Source organism: Streptomyces roseolilacinus (genome assembly GCF_014649335.1).
In the GTDB taxonomy this organism is placed as follows: domain Bacteria; phylum Actinomycetota; class Actinomycetes; order Streptomycetales; family Streptomycetaceae; genus Streptomyces; species Streptomyces roseolilacinus.
In genome coordinates, this window is record NZ_BMSV01000016.1 from 41,275 (window position 1) to 65,397 (window position 24,123).

22 protein-coding genes are annotated in these 24,123 nt (G+C 74.7%); 4 read left to right on the top strand and 18 right to left on the bottom strand.

The features are described 5' to 3' along the window. Positions 1-1,170 (top strand): PQQ-dependent sugar dehydrogenase, encoded by a 1,170-nt coding sequence (locus IE106_RS28185; RefSeq protein ID WP_373295999.1) that lies wholly within the window; start codon positions 1-3, stop codon positions 1,168-1,170. A gap of 21 nt (positions 1,171-1,191) precedes the next feature. Here IE106_RS28185 and IE106_RS28190 read toward each other — a convergent pair whose 3' ends face one another. The 13 genes from IE106_RS28190 to IE106_RS28250 all read right to left on the bottom strand — a co-directional run bounded on the left by IE106_RS28190 (position 1,192) and on the right by IE106_RS28250 (position 18,357). Further along, positions 1,192-4,347, bottom strand: a complete 3,156-nt coding sequence (locus IE106_RS28190) for a helix-turn-helix transcriptional regulator (protein ID WP_189538095.1) — start codon at positions 4,345-4,347, stop codon at positions 1,192-1,194. A gap of 31 nt (positions 4,348-4,378) precedes the next feature. Continuing rightward, positions 4,379-4,561 carry a hypothetical protein gene (locus tag IE106_RS28195; RefSeq protein ID WP_189538063.1) on the bottom strand — a complete coding sequence of 61 codons (183 nt, stop codon included), beginning with the start codon at positions 4,559-4,561 and terminating at the stop codon, positions 4,379-4,381. 217 nt (positions 4,562-4,778) lie between these two features. Further along, positions 4,779-5,351: a GNAT family N-acetyltransferase gene (locus IE106_RS28200; protein ID WP_189538064.1), complete on the bottom strand. Its 573-nt coding sequence runs from the start codon at positions 5,349-5,351 to the stop codon at positions 4,779-4,781. 31 nt (positions 5,352-5,382) lie between these two features. Next, complete coding sequence (locus tag IE106_RS28205) at positions 5,383-7,611, bottom strand: MMPL family transporter (RefSeq protein ID WP_189538065.1); 2,229 nt, start codon at positions 7,609-7,611, stop codon at positions 5,383-5,385. A gap of 210 nt (positions 7,612-7,821) precedes the next feature. After that, positions 7,822-9,336, bottom strand: coding sequence for an Asp-tRNA(Asn)/Glu-tRNA(Gln) amidotransferase subunit GatB (gene gatB / locus IE106_RS28210; RefSeq protein WP_189538066.1), 1,515 nt, complete (start codon positions 9,334-9,336; stop codon positions 7,822-7,824). Between the two features lie 17 nt (positions 9,337-9,353). Beyond that, positions 9,354-9,593, bottom strand: a complete 240-nt coding sequence (locus IE106_RS28215; protein WP_189538067.1) for a hypothetical protein — start codon at positions 9,591-9,593, stop codon at positions 9,354-9,356. Continuing rightward, complete coding sequence (gatA, locus tag IE106_RS28220) at positions 9,590-11,089, bottom strand: Asp-tRNA(Asn)/Glu-tRNA(Gln) amidotransferase subunit GatA (RefSeq protein ID WP_373296000.1); 1,500 nt, start codon at positions 11,087-11,089, stop codon at positions 9,590-9,592. The genes IE106_RS28215 and gatA overlap by 4 nt, the downstream gene beginning before the upstream one ends. Positions 11,090-11,094: 5 nt before the next feature. Next, positions 11,095-11,391, bottom strand: coding sequence for an Asp-tRNA(Asn)/Glu-tRNA(Gln) amidotransferase subunit GatC (gene gatC / locus IE106_RS28225; RefSeq protein ID WP_189538068.1), 297 nt, complete (start codon positions 11,389-11,391; stop codon positions 11,095-11,097). A gap of 85 nt (positions 11,392-11,476) precedes the next feature. Beyond that, the gene (locus tag IE106_RS28230; protein ID WP_189538069.1) at positions 11,477-13,615 is read right to left on the bottom strand and encodes a putative bifunctional diguanylate cyclase/phosphodiesterase; all 2,139 of its coding nucleotides are present in this window, start codon (positions 13,613-13,615) and stop codon (positions 11,477-11,479) included. Between the two features lie 244 nt (positions 13,616-13,859). Continuing rightward, positions 13,860-16,052: an NAD-dependent DNA ligase LigA gene (gene ligA / locus IE106_RS28235; protein ID WP_189538070.1), complete on the bottom strand. Its 2,193-nt coding sequence runs from the start codon at positions 16,050-16,052 to the stop codon at positions 13,860-13,862. 13 nt (positions 16,053-16,065) lie between these two features. Continuing rightward, on the bottom strand, positions 16,066-17,052 hold the full coding sequence (locus IE106_RS28240; protein WP_189538097.1) for a methionine synthase: 987 nt from the start codon (positions 17,050-17,052) through the stop codon (positions 16,066-16,068). Between the two features lie 50 nt (positions 17,053-17,102). Continuing rightward, positions 17,103-17,792, bottom strand: a complete 690-nt coding sequence (locus tag IE106_RS28245; RefSeq protein WP_229840869.1) for an SDR family oxidoreductase — start codon at positions 17,790-17,792, stop codon at positions 17,103-17,105. 25 nt (positions 17,793-17,817) lie between these two features. Further along, complete coding sequence (locus IE106_RS28250; protein ID WP_189538072.1) at positions 17,818-18,357, bottom strand: LOG family protein; 540 nt, start codon at positions 18,355-18,357, stop codon at positions 17,818-17,820. A gap of 59 nt (positions 18,358-18,416) precedes the next feature. On the opposite strand from IE106_RS28250, the gene IE106_RS28255 reads away from it, so the two are divergent. Continuing rightward, complete coding sequence (locus IE106_RS28255) at positions 18,417-18,743, top strand: DUF427 domain-containing protein (protein WP_189538073.1); 327 nt, start codon at positions 18,417-18,419, stop codon at positions 18,741-18,743. 98 nt (positions 18,744-18,841) lie between these two features. Here the strand turns inward: IE106_RS28255 and mnmA are convergent, their stop codons facing one another. Further along, positions 18,842-19,969 carry a tRNA 2-thiouridine(34) synthase MnmA gene (gene mnmA / locus IE106_RS28260; protein ID WP_189538074.1) on the bottom strand — a complete coding sequence of 376 codons (1,128 nt, stop codon included), beginning with the start codon at positions 19,967-19,969 and terminating at the stop codon, positions 18,842-18,844. 73 nt (positions 19,970-20,042) lie between these two features. Between mnmA and IE106_RS28265 the strand changes: the two genes are divergently transcribed. Then, a complete protein-coding gene (locus IE106_RS28265; protein ID WP_189538075.1) occupies positions 20,043-20,798 on the top strand; it encodes an N-acetylmuramoyl-L-alanine amidase in 756 nt (251 codons plus the stop codon). Positions 20,799-20,846: 48 nt separating this feature from the next. Here the strand turns inward: IE106_RS28265 and IE106_RS28270 are convergent, their stop codons facing one another. The 3 genes from IE106_RS28270 to IE106_RS28280 form a co-directional block, all read right to left on the bottom strand. Continuing rightward, entirely contained in the window at positions 20,847-22,010 is a 1,164-nt protein-coding gene (locus IE106_RS28270; RefSeq protein ID WP_189538076.1) for a cysteine desulfurase family protein, read from the bottom strand. An 82-nt stretch (positions 22,011-22,092) separates the two neighbouring features. Beyond that, positions 22,093-22,413: a DUF4190 domain-containing protein gene (locus tag IE106_RS28275; protein ID WP_373296001.1), complete on the bottom strand. Its 321-nt coding sequence runs from the start codon at positions 22,411-22,413 to the stop codon at positions 22,093-22,095. Beyond that, positions 22,359-22,517, bottom strand: a complete 159-nt coding sequence (locus tag IE106_RS28280; RefSeq protein ID WP_189538077.1) for a hypothetical protein — start codon at positions 22,515-22,517, stop codon at positions 22,359-22,361. The genes IE106_RS28275 and IE106_RS28280 overlap by 55 nt, the downstream gene beginning before the upstream one ends. A 99-nt stretch (positions 22,518-22,616) precedes the next feature. On the opposite strand from IE106_RS28280, the gene IE106_RS28285 reads away from it, so the two are divergent. Then, on the top strand, positions 22,617-23,258 hold the full coding sequence (locus IE106_RS28285; RefSeq protein ID WP_189538078.1) for a TetR family transcriptional regulator: 642 nt from the start codon (positions 22,617-22,619) through the stop codon (positions 23,256-23,258). Between the two features lie 33 nt (positions 23,259-23,291). Here the strand turns inward: IE106_RS28285 and IE106_RS28290 are convergent, their stop codons facing one another. Beyond that, complete coding sequence (locus tag IE106_RS28290) at positions 23,292-24,116, bottom strand: thioesterase family protein (RefSeq protein WP_189538079.1); 825 nt, start codon at positions 24,114-24,116, stop codon at positions 23,292-23,294. Positions 24,117-24,123 lie beyond the last annotated feature (7 nt).

The window sequence follows — 24,123 nt, forward strand, 5'->3', positions numbered from 1 at the left end:
GTGCAACGTCCTGCTGTGACGGCCGTGTCGGCCGCTGCCGCTCTGCTGCTGGCGACCGGGTGCGCGGCGGGCGGGGGCAACGGCCCGGCGGGTCCCGCGACCGGATCGCCGGCCCGCTCCGCCGCGTCCGCCCCGGCGTCCGCCACGCCCTCCCCCTCGCCCTCCGCGCCGCCCGCCGAGGGCTCCGTGCGCGTCGTCTCCACGGTCGCCCGGGGACTGAGGTCGCCGTGGGGACTGGCCGCGCTCCCCGGCGGCGACCTGCTGGTCTCCTCGCGCGACGAGGGGACCGTCACGCGCGTGGACGCCGAGAGCGGGGAACTGACGGTGCTCGGCGAGGTGCCGGGCGTGGCGCCCGGCGGGGAGGGCGGCCTGCTCGGCCTGGCGCTGTCCCCGAAGTTCGCCGAGGACCACCTGCTCTACGCGTACTTCACCACCGAGTCCGACAACCGCATCGCCCGCATGCTGTACGACGAGAGCCGGCCGGCCGGGCAGCAGCTGGGCGCGCCCGACACGGTCCTGCGGAACATCCCCAAGGGCGTCGTCCACAACGGCGGCCGGATCGCGTTCGGCCCGGACGGCATGCTGTACGCGGGCACCGGCGAGACGGGCGACACGGGACTGGCGCAGGACAGGGCGTCGCTGGGCGGCAAGATCCTGCGGATGACCCCGGACGGGCAGCCCGTGCACGGGAACCCGGAGGCCGACTCGGTCGTGTACTCGTACGGCCACCGCAACGTGCAGGGCCTCGCGTGGGACGCCGGCAAGCGGCTGTGGGCGGCCGAGTTCGGGCAGAACACCTGGGACGAACTGAACCTGATCAGACCGGGCGGCAACTACGGCTGGCCCGAGGCCGAGGGCAGGGGCGGCGGGGGCGGCTTCACCGACCCGGTCGCCCAGTGGCCGGTGGCCGACGCCTCACCGAGCGGCATCGCCGTCGCGCGGGGCTCGGTGTGGATGGCGGGGCTGCGCGGCGAGCGGCTGTGGCGGATCCCGCTGGCGGGCGAGAAGGCGTCGGCGGCGCCCCAGGCGTTCCTGGAGGGCGCCCACGGCCGGCTGCGCACGGTGGCGGCGGCGGGCGGGAACCGGCTGTGGCTGGTCACCAGCGAGACCGACACGCGCGGCACCCCCGAGGCGGGTGACGACAGGATCCTGCTGCTGGAGGTGGAGTGAGGGGGAGCGGTCCGGAGCGGGTCAGCGGGCGTTCCCGGAGGGGGTGAGCAGGCGCAGCCGGTGGGCCAGGGAGGCCGCCTCGGTACGGCTGGAGGCGCCCAGCTTGGCGAGGATGCGCGAGACGTGGACGCTCGCCGTCTTCGGGGAGATGAACAGCTCCTCGGCTATCCGCCGGTTGGTGCGCCCCTCCGCCAGCAGCCGCAGCACGTCCCGTTCCCGCGGCGTCAGGCCGAAGGCCGGCTGGGGCGCCGGGGCGGCGGGCTCCCGCGGTTCCAGCGACAGCCGGGAGCGGGCGGCGAGCAGGTCGGCGTCCTCCCGCAGCGACCGCGCGCCCAGCCGGACGGCGGCCGCGCGGGCCTCGCGCAGCGCCCGCGCCGCCCCGTCCCGGTCCCGGCCCGCCGCGAGCAGCGCGTCGGCCAGCCGGTACCGGGCGCGGGCCAGGTCGTACGGCCGTTCCAGCGGCTCCAGCACGGCCACCAGCGCCGCCCACCGGTCCGGGTCGTCGTGCCCCTCCGCGCGGGCCAGTTCGGCCGCGACGAACAGCGCGTGCGCCTCCCACACGGGGACGGGCGCGGCGAGCCGGCGCGCGGCGTCCCGGACGGCGGCGAGCGCGGCCTCCCGCCGGTCGCGTTCCGCCCCCGGGGCGCCGGCGGCGGGCGCCGGGAGCGTCCCGCGCTCCCCCCGCCCGGACGGCGAGGGCCCCCGGGCCGCTCCCCCCGGCTCCACGAGCCGGTCCGGCAACCCCCGCGCGTCCGCCTCGGCCGTGGCGGCGGCCAGCAGCAGCGGCCAGGCGTACCGGTGCGTACCGAGCGGGAAGTCGCCCCGCACCGCGTCGGCCAGGACGGCCCGCACGTCCCCGATGCGGCCCCGCGCGGCGGCGACGGCCAGCTCCAGGCGCGCCAGGGGCAGCGTGAACTGGAGCACCGGGACGTGGGCGTCCAGCACCTCGCGGGCCCGCGCGGCGTGGTCGGCGGCCGCCTCGACCTCGCCGCGCAGCAGCTGGAGCTGGGCGAGCCGCAGGAAGGCGGCGCCCCGGGGCTTGGACGAGGTGAAGGCGATGCGCCGCAGCCGGTCCGCGCCCCGCTCCGCCTCGTCCCACCGGCCCAGCGACAGCTGCGACTCGACGAGGTTGCCGAGGACCCAGCGCTCGTTGTCGAGGAGGCCGTGCTCCTGTGTGTACGCGACCCCCTCCTCGGCCACCCCGACGGCCTCGCGGGACCGCCCCAGGGACTCCAGGCAGGAGGCGAGGTTGGTGTACGCGCGGCCCGCCTCCCCGATCAGGTGCAGTTCCACGCTCCGCTCCCGTACCGCGTGCATCCGGGCGAGGCCGCCCTCGACGTCGCCCGCGTCGATCAGGAGGCTGCCCAGGGTGAGCCGGGCGCTCAGCTCGACGGGCTCGGCGCCGACGAGGCGCGCGTACTCGACGGCCCGCTCGGCGGCGGCGAGGCTGTCGGGCCCCGGGGCGTGGAGCATGCCCCAGCCGGCGGCGACGGCGAGGACCTGGGCGTGCACGGACGACGGCGGCAGGCCGCGGACCAGCTCCTGGGCGGTGGCGATCTCCGCCCAGCCGTCGCCGCGGCCCAGGTTGGAGACCAGCCGGGACCGCTCGGTCCAGAACCAGGCCGCGCGCAGGGGGTCTCCCGTACCGGTGCCCGGCCGGGAGCCGTCGCCGTCGTCCAGGAGCCGCAGCGCCCGCTTGACGATCTTCAGGGCGCGTTCGCGGTCGCCGCACTGCCGGGCCGCGACGGCCGCCTCCGCGAGCAGGTCCAGGTAGCGCAGCGGCGCCGTGTCCGGTTCGCAGCCGCAGGCCGGGTACGCCTCCGCGTGGTCGATGGGCCGCAGGGTGTCCCGCACCTCCCGGGGGACGTCGTCCCACAGCTCCATGGCCCGCTCCAGCAGCCGCAGCTGCTCGGCGTAGGCGTGCCGGCGGCGGGCCTCGGCGGCGGCCCGCAGGACGACGGGGAGGGCCTTCGCCGCGTCGTGCGCGTGGTACCAGTAGCTGGCGAGGCGGGTGGTGCGCTCCTCGGCCCGTACGAGGGTGCAGTCGGCCTCCAGCGCGCGGGCGTAGCGGCGGTTGATGCGGGAGCGCTCGCCGGGCAGCAGGTCGTCGCTGACGGCCTCGCGGACCAGGGAGTGGCGGAAGCGGTAGCCGTCGCCGTCCGGCACGGCGAGGAGGAGGTTCGCGCCGACCGCGGCGCGCAGCGCGGCGATGAGGTCGTCCTCGGGGAGCCCGGCGACGGCGGCGAGCAGCGCGTACTCGACGGTGGAGCCGCCCTCGGCGACGGTCCTGGCGACGCTCTGGGCGTCCTCGGGCAGTTGCTCGACGCGGACGAGGAGGAGGTCGCGCAGGGAGTCGCTGAGGCCGCCGGGGCTGCAACCCTGCTCGTGGCTGACGACGAGCTCCTCGACGAAGAAGGCGTTGCCGTCGGAGCGGTGGAAGATCTCGTCGACGAGGGCGGCGTCGGGCTCGGCGGCGAGGATGCCGGTGAGCTGGCGGCGCACCTCCGCGTGCGTGAAGCGGGGCAGTTCGACGCGCCGCACGGTCCGCAGCCGGTCGAGCTCGGCGAGGAGGGGGCGCAGCGGGTGGCGCCGGTGGATGTCGTCGGAGCGGTACGTGGCGAGGACGACGAGGCGGCCGCCGGCGAGGGTGCGCAGGAGGTAGGCGAGGAGGTGGCGGGTGGAGGTGTCCGCCCAGTGCAGGTCCTCCAGCACGAGGACGACGGTGTGGTCGGCGGCGACGCGTTCCAGGAGGCGTACGGCGAGCTCGAAGAGGCGCGCGGTGCTGTCCTCGGCGTGCGGCTCGTGGTGGCCGGGGGCGTCGCCCAGTTCGGGCAGGAGCCGGGCGAGTTCGCCCTCCTGGCCCGCGGCGGCGGCGGCGAACGCGTCGGGCAGGGCGCGGCGCAGCGCGCGCAGGGCGGTGGCGAAGGGCGCGAACGGCAGTCCGTCCGCGCCGATCTCGACGCAGCCGCCCACCGCGGCGGCGGCGCCACGCCGGCGTGCCTCGTCGAGGAACTCCTCGACGAGGCGGGTCTTGCCCACGCCGGCCTCGCCCGCGACGAGCAGGGCCCGGGGCTCCCCCTCGGCGGCGCGGGCGAGGGCGTCGGTGAGCGCGGTCAGTTCGGCGGCCCTGCCGACGAACACCGGGCTGAGGGACGTGATCTCCACGCCGCCGAGCATCGCACAGGCCCCCGGCATCGCGGCGGCGGCCTCAGGCGGCCCGGACGAACAGTCCGCGCAGGCCCCCCACCCGCCCTTCGGGGACGTCGCCGCCGGACCGGCGGGCGGCGCGACGGCCCGTGCGGGCGGCGCGCGCCCGCCGGGCGAGGCGCTCGGCGTCGGCCTGGCGGAGCAGTTCGGCGTGGCGGGTGGCGGGGGCGTCGTACGCGGTCATCGCGGTCTCCTCGGGAGTCGGGGCTCGGTCTTCCTCCGTGCTGCCTCGACTCTCCTCGCGCAGGGGGTGCCCGCACATCGGGAGGGTGCCGCATCCGCGCGGCCCGCGGTGCCTTACGCGGGGCCGCGCGGCGTCCTACGCGGGACGGCGGGACGTCCTTACGCGGCGGGGACGCCCTTACGCGGGGCGGGGGCCGTCCCACGCCGGGCGGGGGCGTCTACGCGCCGCCCTCGCCCGCGCGCAGGGCCTGCCACTCGGGGGCGAGGACGGACCACACCTCGATGTCGTGGCGTACGCCCCGGTGGAGGCGGTTCCCGCGCAGGACGCCGTCCCTGGTCATGCCGAGCCGCCTGGCGACGTCGACGCTGGCGGTGTTGCCGGCGGCGACCAGCCACTCGACGCGGTGCATGCCGCGCACGTCGACCGCCCAGTCGATGATGGCGCGGGCGGCGCGGGTCACCAGGCCGCGCCCCACGGCGGCCGGCTCCAGCCAGCAGCCCGCCTCGCAGGTGCCGTCGGCGACGTTCATGGTGCGGAACAGGACGCCGCCGACGAGGGTGCCGTCCTGGCGGATGCCGAAGATGCGGCCGGTGTCGGCGGCGGTCTTGTCGGCGTACGCCTGGAGGAAGGCCCGCGCGGACGGCAGGTCCCGGGCGGCGTCGGCGAGCGCGATGTACCGCCCGATGTGCTCGCGGCCCCGGTCGATGTGGGCCAGGTACTCCTCGGCCTGCCAGGGCTCCAGCGGGCCCAGCTCGGCGCCGTCCCCCAGGGACAGGCTGTAGACGCTCACGGTGCTCCCCCTCCCCCGCCGACCGGCGGGTCTACGGCACGAGTTCGCCCTCACCGCTCGTGCGCTTCCCGGGGATCTTCGCACGCGCGGGCTCGCGGCGCTCCGGGGCCTCGATGCTGATGCGGGGCAGCCAGCGGTCGACGGAGCGGGGCAGCCACCAGTTGGCGCCGCCGAGCAGGTGCATCAGGGCCGGGACGAGCAGGGTCCGCAGGACGAACGCGTCGAGGGCGACGGCGGCGGCGAGGCCGATGCCGAACATCGCGATGACGCGGTCGCCGGAGAGGACGAACGCCAGGAACACGGCGATCATGATCACGGCGGCGGAGTTGATCACGCGGCTGGTCTCGGCGAGACCGACGCGGACGGCCCGCCGGTTGTCCCCGGTCTCCCGCCACTCCTCGTACATCCGGCTCACCAGGAACACCTGGTAGTCCATGGAGAGGCCGAAGAGCACGGAGACGGCGATCACCGGCAGGAACGGCTCGACGGGCCCGGCGCGGCCCAGGCCGAGGAGTTCGCTGCCCCAGCCCCACTGGAAGACCGCCACGACGATCCCGAACGCCGAGGCGACGGCGGCGACGTTCATCGCGGCGGCCTTGAGCGGTATGCCGACGGACCGGAACGCGAGCAGGAGGAGCAGGCAGCCCAGCGTGATCACGATGCCGACGAACAGCGGCAGCTTGCCGACGATGACCTGCGCGAAGTCGTCGTACGCCGCCGTGATGCCGCCGACGTGCACGTCGAGCGAGGTCCCGGCCTCGGCGGCGGGCAGCACGTCGGCGCGCAGCCGGTCCACCAGGTCGCTGGTCTGCCGCGACTGGGGCGCGAAGTCCGGTACGACGGTGACGACGGCGGTGTGGCCGCTGCCGCTGTACGTGACGGGGCCGACCGACTCGACGCCCGCCGTGGCGCGGAGCTGCGCGGGCATCTGGTTCATGGCGAGGCGGTCGCCGGCGCCGTCGAGCTGCGCGACGAGGGTGAGCGGCCCGTTGACGCCGGGGCCGAAGCCGTCGGCGAGCAGGTCGTAGGCCTGCCGGGTGGTGGCCGTGGCGGGGTCGTTGCCCTGGTCGGAGGTGCCCAGGCGCAGGGAGAACGTCGGCAGGGCGAGGACCAGCATGACGACGGCGGCGACGGCGCCCAGCTTCTTCGGGTGGCGCTCGACCAGCGCGGACCAGCGGGCGGCGAACCCGGTGGGCGCCTCCGGCTCGGGCCCGTGCTCGGCGAGGCGGCGGCGCTCGCGGCGGGACAGGGCCCGCATGCCGATGTAGGAGAGCAGGGCGGGCAGCAGCGTGACGGACGCGGCGACCGTGAGGACGACGGTGAGGCAGGCCGCCAGGGCGACGCCGTTGAGGAAGCCCAGCCGCAGGACGAGCATGCCGAGCAGGGCGATGCAGACGGTGGCGCCGGCGAAGACGACGGCCCGGCCGGTGGTGGCGACGGCGTTCCGGGCGGCCTCGGTGACGTCGAGGCCGCGCTTGAGGCCCTTGCGGTGGCGCGTGACGATGAACAGCGCGTAGTCGATGCCGACGCCGAGGCCGATGAGCAGGCCGAGCATCGGCGCGAAGTCGGCCACGGTCATCAGGTGGCCGAGCAGGGCGATGCCGGAGTAGGCGGTGCCGACGCTGACCAGGGCCGTGGCGATGGGCAGGGCGCTGGCGGCGAGGGAGCCGAAGGCGAGGAAGAGGACGACCGCCGCGACGCCGACGCCGACGATCTCCGCGGTGTGGGAGCCGCCCCCCTGGGTGAGGGCGGCGACGGTGCCGCCGACCTCGACCCGCAGTCCGTCGTCGGCGGCGGCGCGGGCGGTGTCGACGAGGGCGCGGGCCTGCTCCTCGGGGATGTCGTCGGCGGGCCGGTCGAAGGTGACGGTGGCGTAGGCGGTGCGGCCGTCCTCGCTGATCCGCCCGTCGCCCGCGCCCCCGGGGAGTCCCGCGGGGCCGTAGGGGGTGGTGACGGCGGCGACCCCGGGCAGCCCGGCGATCTCGTCGAGCGCGGCGGTGACCCGGTGTTCGACGGCCTCGTCCCGTACGTCGCCGTGCCCGGTGTGCCAGACGACGGTGCCGCTGTCGCCTCCCCGGCCGGGGAAGGCCTCCTGGAGCACGGCCGTGGCGCGGCCGGACTCGGTGCCCGGGACCTCGTAGTCGTTCGAGTACGCGGAACCGGTGATCCCGGCGGCCACCGTGACGCCGCAGAGGGCGGCGAGCCAGAGCAGTACGGCGACGAGGCGGTGGCGCATGCACCACCGGGCGATGGCTGCCAAGGGCTTCGCTCCCTGATCGGGGGGGTCTGGTCCCGGTGCCGGGAACCACCCGGGGGGACTCATGACCGCATGAGGAGCAACTCTTCCACCGAAAAGAGATCGTTTGCCCGTTTCGTGGCCTTCCTCACAGTGCATACGGCCGTGCACACGGCGCGAGGGCGGCGCACCGTCCCGCGGTGCACCGCCCTCGTCCGTCCGCCGGGCTCCGGATCAGCCCTCGCCGACGCCCAGCTTCTCCAGGATCAGCTCCCGCACCCGGGCCGCGTCGGCCTGGCCGCGCGTGGCCTTCATGACCGCGCCGACCAGGGCGCCGGCCGCGGCGACCTTACCGCCCCGGATCTTGTCGGCGATCGCGGCGTTGGAGGCGATGGCCTCGTCGACGGCCGCGCCCAGGGCGCCCTCGTCGGAGACGACCTTCAGGCCGCGCTTCTCGACGACGGTGTCCGGGTCGCCCTCGCCGCCGAGGACGCCCTCGATGACCTGGCGGGCCAGCTTGTCGTTGAGGTCGCCGGACGACACCAGCTCCGCCACCCGGGCGACCTGCGCCGGGGTGATCGCCAACTCGTCCAGGGCCGTGCCGGACTCGTTGGCGTGCCGGGACAGCTCGCCCATCCACCACTTGCGGGCCTGGTCGGCCGGGGCGCCCGCGTCGATCGTGGCGACGATCAGGTCGAGCGCGCCGGCGTTGAGGATGGCCTGCATGTCCAGCGCGGCGACCCCCCACTCCTCGCGCAGCCGGTTGCGGCGCACGCGCGGCAGCTCGGGCAGCCCGGCGCGGATCTCCTCCACCCACGCGCGGGACGGGGCGACCGGGACGAGGTCGGGCTCCGGGAAGTAGCGGTAGTCCTCCGCCTCCTCCTTCACCCGGCCGGACGTCGTGGAGCCGTCCTCCTCGTGGAAGTGGCGGGTCTCCTGCACGATCGTGCCGCCGCCGACGAGGACCGCGGCGTGCCGCTGCACCTCGTAGCGCACGGCCCGCTCGACGGACCGGAGCGAGTTGACGTTCTTGGTCTCGCTGCGGGTGCCGAACTTCTCGGTGCCGATGGGGCGCAGCGACAGGTTCACGTCGCAGCGCATCTGGCCCATCTCCATGCGCGCCTCGGAGACGCCCAGGGCGCGGATCAGGGCGCGCAGCTCGGCGACGTACGCCTTGGCCACCTCGGGCGCCCGGTCGCCGGCTCCGACGATCGGCTTGGTGACGATCTCGATCAGCGGGATGCCGGCGCGGTTGTAGTCGAGCAGCGAGTGGGACGCGCCGTGGATGCGGCCGGTGGCACCGCCGACGTGCGTCGACTTGCCGGTGTCCTCCTCCATGTGGGCGCGCTCGATCTCGACGCGGAAGACCTCCCCGTCCTCCAGCTGGACGTCCAGGTAGCCGTCGAAGGCGATCGGCTCGTCGTACTGGGAGGTCTGGAAGTTCTTCGGCATGTCCGGATAGAAGTAGTTCTTCCGGGCGAAACGGCACCACTCGGCGATCTCGCAGTTCAGCGCGAGGCCGATCCTGACGGCGGACTCGACGCCGGTCGCGTTGACCACGGGCAGCGCGCCGGGCATGCCGAGGCAGACCGGGCAGGTCTGGGTGTTCGGTTCCGCGCCCAGCTCGGTGGAGCAGCCGCAGAACATCTTGGTCTTGGTGCCGAGTTCGACGTGCACCTCCAGGCCCATGACGGGCTCGAAGGTGGCGAGGGCGTCCTCGTACGACACCAGGTCAGTCGTGACGGTCACGGTGAAAACATTCCCTCTCAGCCGAACAGGACGTCGTCGTCACCGACGCGCTTCAGCTCGCGCACCAGGATGGCGAGTCCGGTCACGATGGCGGCGGCGGACACGGCGGCGTCCAGCAGCAGCAGCGTGTCGCTCTCGGTGCGGGCCTTGCGGGCCTGCTTGACCACGCTCAGCACGCCGAACGCGGTGGTGCCGATCGACAGGTACGTGCCGGTCTTCGACTTCTTGAAGCCCTTGGCCTTGGTCAGTGCACTCACAGGGACGGAGCCTCCTCCAGCAGCGGGTGGCCCCAGCGTGCCACGAAGGCGGCCTCGACCGCGGCACCCACCTTGTACAGGCGGTCGTCCTTCATGGCCGGGGCGATGATCTGCAGACCGACCGGCAGGCCGTCCTCCGGCGCGAGGCCGCAGGGCAGCGACATGGCGGCGTTGCCCGCCAGGTTGGTCGGGATGGTGCACAGGTCGGCCAGGTACATGGCCATCGGGTCGTCGGCGCGCTCGCCGATCGGGAAGGCGGTGGTCGGGGTCGTCGGGGAGACGATCACGTCGACCTGCTCGAAGGCCTTCTCGAAGTCGCGCGTGATGAGCGTGCGGACCTTCTGCGCGGAGCCGTAGTACGCGTCGTAGTAGCCGGAGCTGAGCGCGTACGTGCCGAGCATGATGCGGCGCTTGACCTCGTCGCCGAAGCCGGCCTCGCGGGTGAGGGAGGTGACCTCCTCCGCCGAGCGGGTGCCGTCGTCGCCGGTCCGCAGGCCGTAGCGCAGGCCGTCGAAGCGGGCGAGGTTGGACGAGCACTCGGAGGGCGCGATCAGGTAGTACGCGGAGAGCGCCAGGTCGAAGGAGGGGCAGTCCAGCTCGACGATCTCGGCGCCCAGCTCCTTCAGCAGCGCGACGGACTCGTCGAACCGCTGGACGACGCCGGCCTGGTAGCCCTCGCCGCGGAACTGCTTGACGACGCCGACGCGCATGCCCTGGACGCTGCCGTTGCGGGCGGCCTCGACGACCGGCGGGACGGGCGCGTCGATGGACGTGGAGTCCATCGGGTCGTGGCCGGCGACCACCTCGTGGAGGAGGGCCGCGTCGAGGACCGTGCGCGCGCAGGGGCCGCCCTGGTCCAGGGAGGACGAGAAGGCGACCATGCCGAAGCGGGACACCGCGCCGTACGTCGGCTTGACGCCGACCGTGCCGGTGACGGCGGCGGGCTGGCGGATCGAGCCGCCCGTGTCCGTGCCGATGGCGAGCGGGGCCTCGTACGAGGCGAGGGCGGCCGACGAGCCGCCGCCGGAGCCGCCGGGGATCCGGGTGAGGTCCCAGGGGTTGCCGGTCGGGCCGTAGGCGCTGTTCTCGGTGGACGAGCCCATGGCGAACTCGTCCATGTTGGTCTTGCCGAGGATGACGACGTCGGCGGCGCGCAGCTTCGAGACGAGCGTCGCGTCGTACGGCGGGACCCAGCCCTCCAGCATCCGGGAGCCGACGGTGGTCGGCATGTCCCGCGTGGTGAAGATGTCCTTCAGGGCCAGCGGGACGCCCGCGAGCGGGCCGAGCTCCTCGCCGCGCTCGCGCTTCTCGTCGACGGCACGGGCCTGCGCGAGGGCTCCCTCGCGGTCGACGTGGAGGAAGGCGTGGACCTTCTCGTCCACCGCTTCGATGCGCGCGAGGTGCGCCTCGGCGACCTCGACGGCGGTGAGCTCGCCGGAGGCGATCCTCGCCGCGATCTCGGCGGCGGTGAGCTTGATGATGGTGCTGTCCGTCATGTCGGTCAGTCCTCCCCGAGGATCTGCGGCACCTTGAAACGCTGCTGCTCCTGGGCCGGGGCCCCGGAGAGCGCCTGCTCGGGGGTGAGCGACGGACGGACCTCGTCCGCGCGCATGACATTGGTCAGCGGCAGCGGGTGGGAGGTCGGCGGGACGTCTTGGTCGGCGACCTCGGAGACGCGGGCGACCGCGCCGATGATGTCGTCGAGCTGGGTGGCGAAGTGGTCGACCTCTTCGTCCTTCAGCTCCAGACGCGCCAGCCGGGCGAGGTGGGCGACCTCCTCGCGCGTGATGCCAGGCATGCAGCGATCCTCAGGGGTGAGTGATTGGGTTTTGGCCCAATCCTATGGGTCCTGCCGCGATGCCCGTGAAACGGTTTGCCTCCCCCTAGGTGACCGGGTGGCTGGAGGGGCGGTCGGAGGGGTGGTCGGACGGGGAGGGCGGGAGCGCCGCCGAGGGGCGGTGCCAGCCGTGCACGCCGCGGGCGCGCAGCCAGGCCGTCGTCTCGTGCGGCGGCATCGCGGCGGCGACCAGCCAGCCCTGGACGGCGTCGCAGCCCAGGTCGCGCAGGCGCTCCCAGGTCTCGTCGTCCTCCACGCCCTCGGCGACGACGAGGAGCCCCAGGGAGTGGGCCAGGTCCACGGTGCAGCGGACGATCTCGGCGTCCTCCGTGTCGACGGCGAGGCGGGCGACGAACGAGCGGTCGATCTTCAGTTCGCTGACCGGCAGGCGGCGCAGGTGGACCAGGGAGGAGTAACCCGTGCCGAAGTCGTCCAGGGACATCTTCACGCCGTGGCTGGTGAGGCCGGCGAGGGTGTCGGCCGCGCGCTGCGGGTCCTCCAGGAGGACGTGCTCCGTTATCTCCAGTTGCAGGGCACCCGCGGGGACGCCGTGGCGGGCGAGGCGGGCCGCGACGGCGCCGGCGAAGCCGGGGCTGTGCACGTCGCGCGGGGAGACGTTCACCGCGACGGGGACCTCCAGGCCCTGGGCGCGCCACCGCGCGACCTGGCCGAGCGCCGTCTCCAGCACGTACTCGGTGAGGTGCGGCATCAGGCCGGACGACTCGGCGATCGCGATGAACTCGTCCGGGGGGACGCGGCCGCGCTCCGGGTGGACCCAGCGGACCAGCGCCTCCAGGCCGGCGACGTGGCCGTCGAAGCGGACCTTGGGCTGGTAGTGCAGCTCCACCTCGCCCGCGTCGAGGGCGCGGCGCAGGTCGCCGAGGAGGCCGAGCCGGTCCGGCGTGTTGGAGTCCCGCTTCGACTCGTACACCTCGACGCCCGTACGGTCCCGCTTCGCCTGGTACATGGCGACGTCGGCGCGCTGGAGGAGCCCTTCGGCGTCGAGGGCGTGGTCGGGGAAGACCGCGACGCCGGCGCTGGCCTCCAGGACGAGCGTGAGCCCGTCGAGGTCGAGCGGGGACGACAGGTCGGCGGCGAGGTGGCGGGCGACGCGCTGGGCGCTGGTCGTGGAGTCGGCGGTCGGCAGGAGCACGGCGAATTCGTCGCCGCCGAGCCGGGCGGCCTCGGCGCCGCGCGGCAGGGCGAGGCGCAGGCGCTCCGCGATCTGCAGGAGGAGCCGGTCGCCGGCGAGGTGGCCGAGCGTGTCGTTGACGGACCGGAAGCGGTCGAGGTCGATCAGGACGAGCGCGGCGCGCCGGCCGTCGGCCTCGGCGGCCTCCAGGGCGGCCCAGGTGCGTTCGAGCAGCCACTGCCGGTTGGGCAGGCCGGTGAGCGGGTCGCGGAGCTGCTCCTCGGCGCGGGCCCGGGCGATCCAGAGCGTGGAGTCGAGGGCGATTAAAGGCACCGCGAACAGCGGCAGCAGGACCGGCAGGGAGACGGCGACGACGCAGATGAGCGGGGCGATGCCGAGCAGGGCGACGGCGACGAGGCCCTGGCGGAGCAGCGCCGTGCGGGCGGCCGTGGGCAGGGCGCCGCCCGGCGGGGAGAGCGTGTACCACAGGACGATCCGGGTCACCACCAGGTACGTCCCGGCGGCGAGGGCGACTTCCGGTACGGCGGCGATCCCCCATTCGAGCGGTTGCCAGGGCCGTTCGACGGAGGGCACGTCGCCGAAGGCCGCGAGGACGAGCGCGGCGCCGCCGATGCCGAGCACGTCGGCGGCGCCGTGCAGCAGGCCCTGCCGCCAGCGGTGCCGGCGGGCGGCGCCGACGAGGACGACGACGGCGAGGCTGACCAGGCCGGCGGGCAGCCAGCCGAACAGGAGCAGCACGGCCAGGGTGAGGGCGGCGCCGGAGCCGGTGCCGCCCCACCAGCGGTCGCGGCCGAGGGCGACGAGGTGCCCGACGACGATGCCGGTGAGGACGGCGAGGGACCAGCCGGTCGTCCCGGCGGGGAAGAGGGCGCGGCCCTGGCTCACGGCGTGGTGGAAGCCGGTGGCGAGCGCGACGCAGGCGAGGGCCACGACGACGGCGGGCAGCCGGGCGAGGGCACCCTCGCGGAGCGCCGCGCGCCCCGCTCGCGTACGCAGTCGTGCGACCGGATCGGCACTCTCGGTCGGTTTCATTCCGTCCCTCTCACAGCCGGCGGTGCCGTTGCCTCTGCCTCGTGATGGCCTGATTGTCGTGCCGTCACGACCGGACTTCCCCAACGCGGCCGCGCACGACAGGCGCACGTCACAACAGTAGGCCGCGGAGGGCGTTCACGGGCAGCGCTCTACAGCTCTTGCCCGAATGCGACCCGGCCACCCTTATGCGGCTGATATGCGCTGAACGGGTGACGTTTTCCGGCCTGTTCCGCTCGGTGTTCCCCTACTGTTCGAGCGGGACGGCGACCTCGCGGGCGGCGTCGGGACCCCGCTCCAGCAGGACGGCGAAGCCGTCCTCGTCGAGGACCGGGACCTTCAGCTGCATCGCCTTGTCGTACTTGGAGCCGGGGTTCTCCCCGACCACCACGAACGCCGTCTTCTTCGAGACGGAGCCGGTCACCTTCGCCCCGGCGCTCTGGAGCGCCTCCTTCGCCCCGTCCCTCGTGTGGTCCCGCAGCGTGCCGGTGACGACGACGGTGAGCCCCTCCAGGGGGCGCGGCCCCTCGTCCCCGCCGGTGCCCTCCTCCTCCATCCGGACGCCGGCGGCGCGCCACTTCCGCAGGATCTCGCGGTGCCAGTCCTCCGCGAACCACTGCTTCAGGGAGGCGGCGATGGTCGGTCCGACGCCCTCGACGGCGGCCAGCTCCTCCTCGGTCGCCTGCTCGATGCGGTCCAGGGAGCGGAACTCGCGGGCCAGCGCCTCGGCCGCGACGGGGCCGACGTGGCGGATCGACAGGGCCGTGATGACCCGGGCGAGCGGGCGCCGCTTGGCCTCCTCGATGTTCGCGAGCATCGCGAGGGCGTTCTTCCTGGGCTCGCCCTGCTGGTTGGCGAAGACCGTGACGACCTTCTCCTCGCCCGTCTTCGGGTCGCGCTTGGGCAGCCCGCTGTCCTGGTCCAGGACGTACGCCTTGATGGGGAGCAGCTGTTCGATCGTCAGGTCGAACAGGTCGCCCTCGTCGACCAGCGGCGGCTCGGCCGGCTCCAGCGGGCGCGTGAGCGCGGCGGCGGCCACGTAGCCGAAGTTCTCGATGTCGAAGCAGCGGCGCCCCCCGAGGTAGAACAGGCGTTCCCGCAGCTGGGCGGGGCAGGTCCGGCCGTTCGGGCAGCGCAGGTCGACGTCGCCCTCCTTCATGGGCTTCAGCGGCGTCCCGCACTCGGGGCACTCGGACGGCATGACGAACTCGCGCTCGCCGCCGTCCCGCAGGTCGACGACCGGTCCCAGGATCTCCGGGATGACGTCGCCGGCCTTGCGCAGCACGACCGTGTCGCCGATCAGGACGCCCTTGGACTTCACCACCTCCTGGTTGTGCAGCGTGGCGAACTCGACCTCGGAGCCCGCGACCGTGACCGGCTCCACCTGCGCGTACGGCGTGACGCGGCCCGTGCGTCCCACGCCGACGCGGATGTCGACCAGCCGGGTGTTGACCTCCTCGGGCGCGTACTTGTACGCGATCGCCCACCTCGGGGCGCGGGAGGTGGAGCCGAGGCGGCCCTGGAGGCGGATCTCGTCCAGCTTGACGACGACGCCGTCGATCTCGTGCTCCACCGAGTGGCGGTTCTCGCCGTAGTGCGCGATGAACTCCCGCACGCCGTCGAGGCCGTCGACCACCCGGTTGTGCCGCGCCGTGGGCAGGCCCCACTCGTGGAGCAGCCCGTACGCCTCGGACAGGCGGTCCAGGGCCAGGCCCTCGTGCGCGCCGATGCCGTGCACCACCATGTGCAGCGGGCGCGTGGCCGTGACGCGCGGGTCCTTCTGGCGGAGCGAACCGGCGGCCGCGTTGCGCGGGTTGGCGAACGGCTTGTCCCCGGCGGCGACCAGACGGGCGTTCAGCTCCTCGAACTTCTCCATCGGGAAGTAGACCTCGCCGCGGATCTCCACCAGGTCCGGGACCCGGTCGCCCCTCAGCCGGTCGGGGATGTCGGAGATCGTGCGCACGTTCGGCGTGATGTCCTCGCCCGTGCGGCCGTCGCCGCGGGTCGCCGCGCGCGTCAGCCGGCCCTTCTCGTACGTCAGGTTCACGGCGAGGCCGTCGACCTTCAGCTCGCACAGGAAGTGGTGCTCCGCCGAACCGACGTCGCGCCCGACGCGCTCGGCCCAGGCGGCCAGCCCCTCGTCGTCGAAGACGTTGTCCAGGGAGAGCATGCGCTCGCGGTGCAGGACGGCCGTGAACTCCGTCTCGTACGTCCCCGCGACCTTCTGGGTGGGCGAGTCGGGCGTGCGCAGCTCCGCGTACCGCTCCTCCAGCTCCTCCAGGGACCGCAGCATCCGGTCGAACTCGGCGTCGCTGATGACCGGCTGGTCCTTCACGTAGTACCGGAAGCGGTGCTCCTCGACCTGTTCGGCCAGTCGGGCGTGCTCCTCGCGCGCCTCCGCCGGTACCACGTCGCGCTGGTCGTGCTGTTCGACAGCCACGTCGATCCTCCCGTTACTCAGGGTTGTCCGCGAGGGACTTCGCCGCCTTGACGCAGTGCGACAGCGCACGGCGGGCGTAGTCGGGCGAGGCGCCCGCGAGCCCGCACGCCGGGGTGATCACCAAGGACTCCGCGAGGGTCCCCGGATTCAGCCCCAGCCTGCGCCACAGCGTCCTGACACCCATGACGCTACCGGCAGGGTCCGACAACGCGGCGTCGGTGGAGGGCACCGTGCCGGCGAACAGCTTCGTGCCGCCCTCGACGGCCTCGCCGATCGCCTCCTCGTCACGTTCCGTGAGAAGACCGAAATCGAACGAGATCGCCGCGGCGCCGGCCCGGCGCAGCAGCGCGAACGGCACGTCGGGGGCGCAGGAGTGCACGACGGTGGGCCCGTCGTGGACGGCGAGCACGTCGCGCAGGGCGCTCTCGACGACCTGGCGGTCGACGGCCCGGTGGGTGCGGTAGCCGCTGGCGGTCCTGACCCGGCCGCGCAGGACGGCGGTGAGGGACGGCTCGTCGAGCTGGAGCACGACCCGGGCGCCGGGGACCCGGCGGCGCACCTCCGCGAGGTGGCCGCGGAGCCCCTCGGCGAGCGACTCGGCGAGGTCCCGGCGGGCCCCGGGGTCGCCGAGGGCCGCCTCGCCGCCCCGCAGTTCCAGCGCGGCGGCCAGCGTCCACGGCCCGACCGCCTGGACCTTCAGCGGGCCCGCGTACCCCTGGGTGAACTCCTCCAGCGCGTCGAGGTCCTCCCCCAGCCAGGAGTGGGCGCGGCGGGTGTCGCGGCCGGGCCGGTCGCTGACCCGCCACCCGCTGGGCTCCACGTGCGCGTAGACCTCGACGAGGAGTCCCAGCGTCCGTCCGATCATGTCGGCGCCGGGCCCGCGGGCGGGGAGTTCCGGAAGGTGGACGAAGTCCTCGAAGGACCCGGTCACGGCCCGGGCGGCCTCGCGCGCGTCGCCGCCCGGCATCGATCCGACCCCGGTGGCCGGGCCCCAGGTCATGTCGTCGCTGTGGTTGTTCTCGCTCACCCGGGAAGGGTACGCGGACCGGGTCAGGCTCCCGGCCGGACGGTCAGGTCCTGGATCTCCGCGTCGCGCGGCAGGTCGACGGCCGTGAGGACGGTCGTCGCGACCGAGTCGGGGTCCATGAGGCGGGACGTGTCGTACTCCCTGCCCTCCTGCCGGTGGACCTTGGCCTGCATGGGGCTGGCCGTGCGGCCCGGGTAGACGGAGGTGACGCGGACGCCGTGGGCGTGCTCCTCCGCGCGCAGGGCGTCGGCGAGGGCCTTGAGGCCGTGCTTGGACGCGGCGTACGCGGACCACTCGGGGTTCGCGCGGAGCCCCGCGCCGGAGTTGACGAACACGACGTGCCCCTGGGAGACCCGCAGCTGCGGCAGGAGCAGCCGGGTCAGCTCGGCGGGCGCGACCAGGTTCACGTCGAGCTGGGTGCGCCAGGCCTTGGGGGTCAGCTCGCCGACCGGGCCGAGGTCGACGACGCCCGCGATGTGCAGCAGCGTGTCGAGCCGGTCGGGCAGCTCCTGGTGGGAGAACGCCCAGGACAGCCGGTCCGGGGCGGCGAGGTCCCCGACGAGGGTGCGGGCGCCCGGGTACAGGTCGGCCAGTTCCTTCGCCCGGCCGGCGTCCCGGGCGAGCAGGATCAGGTCGTCCCCGCGCGCGTGGAGGCGGCGGGCGACGGCCGCGCCGATGCCGGAGCCGGCGCCGGTGATCAGGTGTGTGGTCATGGGGGCCATGCTCGCACCCGGCGGCCTACCGGATCCCGGCGGCCTCTTCCAGGTAGGCGAGGGCGGAGACGCCGTCCTCGGCGAAGAACACCAGTTCCGTCAGGGGGAGCGGCAGGAAGCCCTCCTCCTCCATGCGGCGGAACTGCTGCTTGAGCCCGTCGTAGAAGCCCGCCGTGTTGAGCAGGACGACCGGCTTGGTGTGCAGGCCGTGCTTCTTCAGCTCCAGGATCTCGGTGGCCTCGTCCAGGGTGCCGGTGCCGCCGACCATGACGACGATCGCGTCGGACCGCAGCAGCATCTGCGCCTTCCGCTCCGCGAGGTCCCCGGTGACGACCATCTCGTCGCAGCCGGGCCGCGCCTTGTGGGCGAGGAACTCCACCGACACGCCGACGAGCCGCCCTCCCGCCTGCTGGGCGGCGTCGGCGACGACCTTCATCAGGCCGGTGTCGGAGCCGCCCCAGACGAGCGTGTGGCCGCCCTTGGCGAGGAGTTCGGCGAACTCGCGCGCGGGGCCGGTGTAGCGGTCGTCGAGGTCGGCGGCGGAGAGGAAGACGCAGATGTCCATGCGGCAACCGTACGGGGGGCGCCGGGAACAGGGCGGGGCCGCCGGCCGTTGCCCCGGGTATGACCTCTTCGGGGCACCGCATCACCATCGGGCCGGCGGACGGGCCGGTACGGGTCGAACGGGACGGCGAGCCGGTCGCGGAGAGCTCCCGCGCGCTGGCCCTGCACGAGACGGGCTGCCCGGTGCGGCTCTACCTGCCGCCCGAGGACGTGCGCACGGACCTGCTGGAGCCGTCCGCCACGCGCACGTACTGCCCGTTCAAGGGCACCGCGTCGTACTGGTCGCTGCCGGGCCGCCCGGACGCCGTGTGGGCGTACCTCGACCCGAAGCCCGAAGTCGCCGCGATCAAGGGGCACTTCTGCTTCTACGGCCCGGACGGGACCTGACGGGGGCCGGGCGCCGGCAGCGGCGGACCGGGCCCTGGGGAGTGTCTTCGAAGTGGCGTCGTTCGCCCGCCCGGCAGACGGGACTTTAAAGACACGACCTAGGACAGGGCCGCGGCCGTGCGGCGGGTGGTGGTGGCGATGGTGGCTGAGCCGACCACGCGGGTGCCGTCGTACAGGACGATCGCCTGGCCCGGCGCGACGCCGCGGACCGGCTCGGTGAAGGAGACCCGCAGCCCGCCGTCGACGAGCTCGGCGGTCACCTCCGTCTCGCCGCCGTGCGCGCGCAGCTGCGCCGTGTAGGTGCCGGGGCCCTCGGGGGCGCGGCCGCACCAGCGGGGCCTGATCGCGGTGAGCGCGGTGACGTCCAGCGCCTCGGCGGGGCCGACGGTGACGGTGTTGTTCACCGGCGAGATGTCCAGGACGTACCGGGGCTTGCCGTCCGGCGCGGGGTGGCCGATGCGCAGGCCCTTGCGCTGGCCGATGGTGAAGCCGTACGCGCCGTCGTGGCTGCCGAGCCGGTTGCCGGACTCGTCGACGATGTCGCCCTCGGCCCTGCCGAGCCGGGAGGCGAGGAAGCCCTGCGTGTCGCCGTCGGCGATGAAGCAGATGTCGTGGCTGTCCGGCTTCTTCGCGACGGCCAGGCCGCGCCGCTCGGCCTCGGCGCGGATCTCGTCCTTGGTGGTGACCGTGTCGCCCAGGGGGAACATGGCGTGGGCGAGCTGGCGCTCGTCGAGCACGCCGAGGACGTACGACTGGTCCTTGGCCTCGTCGGAGGCGCGGTGGAGCTCGCGGGTGCCGTCGGCGAGGGTGACGACCTTGGCGTAGTGGCCCGTGCAGACGGCGTCGAAGCCCAGGGCGAGGGCCTTGTCGAGGAGCGCCGCGAACTTGATCTTCTCGTTGCAGCGCAGGCACGGGTTGGGCGTGCGGCCCGCCTCGTACTCGGCGACGAAGTCCTCCACGACGTCCTCGCGGAAGCGCTCCGCCAGGTCCCAGACGTAGAAGGGGATGCCGATCACGTCGGCGGCGCGGCGGGCGTCGCGCGAGTCCTCGATGGTGCAGCAGCCGCGGGCGCCGGTGCGGAAGGACTGGGGGTTGGCGGAGAGCGCCAGGTGCACCCCGGTCACGTCGTGGCCCGCCTCGGCGGCGCGGGCGGCGGCGACGGCGGAGTCCACGCCGCCGGACATGGCGGCGAGGACGCGGAGGGGGCGCGGGGAGGTCTCAGTCATAGCCCCACCAGGGTACGGGGCCGCGGGAACCGTCGTCGCGGGAGTAAGCGTTCTCCGTGACATGGGTGGACACATGGGCGGGGAAGAGGGCCGGCGGGTGGGGCGGCGCGCCGTGCTGATCGGCGGCGGCGCCGCGGCGGCGGGCGCGGCGGCGCTGGGGTGGGAGGAGCTGCGGCGCCTGTGGTGGAAGCTGCCCGGCACGCGGAGGAGGCGCGTGGAGGGCGAGCTGGACCACGCGGGCGCGGTGTGGACGGCGGCGGCGCGGGCGAACTGGCGGCGGGCCGACCGGCCGGACGACTTCGGCATCGACCGGGTGGTGGTCCACGTGGTGCAGGGCAGCTACGCGACGGCGCTGCGGGTGTTCAAGAATCCGGGGCACGGCGCGGCGACGCACTACGTGGTGGGCAAGGACGGGCGGGTCGCGCAGATGATCCGCGAGCTGGACGTGGCGTTCCACGCGGGGAACCGCGCGATGAACGAGCGGAGCATCGGTATCGAGCACGAGGGGTTCGTGGACCGGCCGCGGGACTTCACTCCGGCGATGTACGCGTCGTCGGCGCGGCTGACGGCGGACATATGCGCCCGGTACGGCATACCCGTGGACCGGGAGCACATCATCGGCCACGTCGAGGTGGAGGGCACGGACCACACCGACCCGGGGCCGCACTGGGACTGGGACCGGTACATGGAGCTGGTCCGGCGGGCCGCGGCGAACCCGTCCCCGGGCCCGTCCGCGTCGCGCCCGGCGTCCGCGTCGCGCCCGGCCGGCGGCACGACCCGGGCGGGCGGCACGGCGCGGGCGGGCGGCACGGCGCGGGCGGGCCGGTGAGCGGACCGCACAGGCCGGCGGGCGGGCCCGGCGGACCGGCGGGGCCGGTTAGCTGAGGCCGGCCGTGCGGGCGCGCTCCACGGCCGGGCCGATGGCCTTGGCGAGGGCCTCGACGTCGGCGCGGGTGGAGGTGTGCCCGAGGGTGAAGCGGAGCGTGCCGCGGGCCAGGTCCGGGTCGGTGCCGGTGGCCAGGACGACGTGGCTGGGCTGGGCGACGCCGGCGGTGCAGGCGGAGCCGGTGGAGCACTCGATGCCCTGCGCGTCGAGGAGCAGCAGCAGCGAGTCGCCCTCGCAGCCGGGGAAGCTGAAGTGGGCGTTGGCGGGGAGCCGGTCGTGGGGGTCGCCGCCGAGGACGGCGTCCGGGACGGCCGTGCGGACGGCCTCGACGAGTTCGTCGCGCAGGGCGCCGACCTCGCGGGCGAACCGCTCGCGGTGCTCGGTGGCGATCCGCGCGGCGGTGGCGAAGGCGGCGACGGCGGGGACGTCGAGGGTTCCGGAGCGGACGTGGCGCTCCTGGCCCCCGCCGTGGAGGACGGGGACGGGGCTGTGGGTGCGGCCGAGGAGCAGCGCGCCGATGCCGTACGGGCCGCCGATCTTGTGGCCGGAGACGGTCATGGCGGCGAGCCCCGAGGCGGCGAAGTCCACCGGGACCTGGCCGACGGCCTGGACCGCGTCGGAGTGCAGCGGGACGTCGAACTCGGCTGCCACGGCGGCCAGTTCGCCGATCGGCATGATCGTGCCGATCTCGTTGTTGGCCCACATGACGGTGGCCAGGGCGACGCTGCCGGGGTCGCGGGCGACGGCCTCGCACAGCGCGTCGGGGTGCACGCGCCCGTACGCGTCGACGGGCAGGTACTCGACGGTGGCCCCCTCGTGCTCGCCGAGCCAGTGGACGGCGTCGAGCACGGCGTGGTGCTCCACGGGGCTGGCGAGGACGCGGACGCGGCGCGGGTCGGCGTCCCGGCGGGACCAGTAGAGGCCCTTGACGGCGAGGTTGTCCGCCTCCGTGCCGCCGGAGGTGAGGACGACCTCGCTGGGGCGGGCGCCGAGCGCCTCGGCGAGCGCCTCGCGGGCCTCCTCGACGGTACGGCGGGCCCGCCGCCCGGCGGCGTGCAGGGACGAGGCGTTGCCCGTGGCGGTGAGCTGGGCGGTCATCGCCTCGACCGCCTCCGGGAGCATCGGAGTGGTCGCGGCGTGGTCGAGGTAGGCCATGGTGCCCCGATTCTACGAGCCCGGGGCGAGCGCCCGTCGGGGGCGTATCCGGCCAATCGCTCCCGGCGCCCTCCGGGGGCCGTCAGCCGAGGTTCCAGGACACCGTGCCGTTCACGGTGACGAGGACGGCGAGCACGGCGAGGTCGGCGATCCCGAGGGCCAGGCCGAGCCGGGCCCTGCGCCGGCGCCCGGTGCCGCGCCGCAGGGCGAGGAGGGCGAGGCAGATGGCCATGGGGCCGAGGAGGATGTTGAGGAAGAGGAGGCCGACGAGGCCGAGGACGAAGGAGGCGACGGCCATGCCGTCGGCGTCCCGGCGCGCCGGTGCGGCGGGTCCCACGGCGTCCCCCCTCACTGCCGGCGCCGGCGGGCGGAGCGCTCGCGGGCGGCGAAGGCGAGCAGCCAGACCGCGATGGCGGCGGTGCCGGCGGCGGTGACGGGCGGGGGGACGAACGCGGCCGTCCCCATGAGCGTGCCCAGGAGGAGCAGGGCGGCGACGAGGAAGAGCATCGGGTTGCCTCTCGGTGAGCTGACAACTGTGCACTGACTGGTCAGTCTAGGTACGCGTACCCCTGGAGGCGTTCGGCGAACGGTTGTTTACTGCATGGCATGAGTCACACCACCGGGAGCGCGGCCGTCACGGGCGTCCGGCAGGCGCGGAAGCGAAGGACCCGCCAGTCGCTGCTGGACGCGGCGCTGGCGCTGCTGGAGGAGCAGAGCCTGAGCGGTCTGGGGCTGCGGGAGGTGACCCGTGCGGCGGGGATCGCGCCGACCGCGTTCTACCGGCACTTCCGCGACATGGCGGACCTGGGCGTCGCGCTCGTGGAGGAGTCGCTGGGCAGCCTGCACGCCACGGTCCGGGCGAACCTCGCGGCGACCGTGGACAGCGAGCGGCGGATCGCGGGGACGGTGGAGCTGGTCGCCCGCCTGGTGCGCGAGCACCCGGCGCACGTCCGGTTCCTGGCGCGGGAACGGCACGGCGGGGTGCGGCCGGTGCGGGAGGCGATCGGCGGCGAACTCGACCGGTTCGCCGTGGAGGTGGCCGCCGAGCTGGCCCGGCTCCCGGAGGCCTCGGACTGGCGGCGGGAGGACCTGCTGATGCTGGCGCGGCTGTACGTCGACCTCATGGTGACGACCGCGTCCGCGCTCCTGGCGGCCGGGCCCGACGCGGCCGCCGGGGAGCGGGTGGAGGAGGAGGCGCGCCGGCGGCTGCGGCTGGTGGCGCTGGGCAGCCGCCACTGGCCGGGCTGACCGGCCGCGCCCCCTCCGGGGTCCCGCCCGGGGTCAGGCCCCGCGCGGGGCGCGGGCGAGCTGGCGGGACTGGGCGACCAGGCGGTCGGCGCTGTCCCACACCTCGGCGTCCTCCTCCAGGAAGCCGCCGGCGAGGTTGCGGGTGGTGATCGAGACGCGCAGCGGGCCCGGCGCGGGGCGGCAGCGGATGTGCGTGGTGAGCTCGACGGTCGGCGTCCAGCCCCGGAGCCCGAGGTCGAAGGCGGTCGGCGGGAGCGCGTCGACGGTCAGGAGCAGGGACAGCGGGTCGGGGTCGCGGCCGTCCGCGAGGCCGAACCAGCCGCGGACCTCGCCCCTGCCGGAGGGGGCGCCGAGCGCCCAGCCGATGGTCTCCGGGTCGAGCCTGATGTCGAGGAGCCGGGTGATCTCGGCGGAGCCGGGCAGCGGCGTCGGCGCGTCCGCCGGGCCGAAGCAGTGCTCGTACGGCGGGATGGCGGGCGGCTTGGCGCTGGTGCGCACGTCGTCGGGGAGGGCGTCGAGGTCGCCGTACGTGGCGAGGACGCGGATGCGCTCGGTCTCGGTGCCGTCCTCCGCGCGCTGGAAGAGGGACGCCTGGCCGGTCGAGAGCGTGCGCCCGGTGCGGACGGTCTCGGTGCGGACCACGGCGGGGCCGGGGAGCGAGGGCGCCAGGTAGTGCGCCGACACCGAGAAGGGGTGCGGGTGCGGCAGGGCGTCCCCGAGGGCGCGGCCCAGCAGGGCGAGCAGGTAACCGCCGTTGACGACGCCGAAGATGGTCCAGTCGGCGGAGAGGTCCGTGTCGTAGACACCCGGCGCGCGGAGGGTCACCGCGGTGTCGCGGTCGAACTGGCTGCTGTCCATGGCCAGA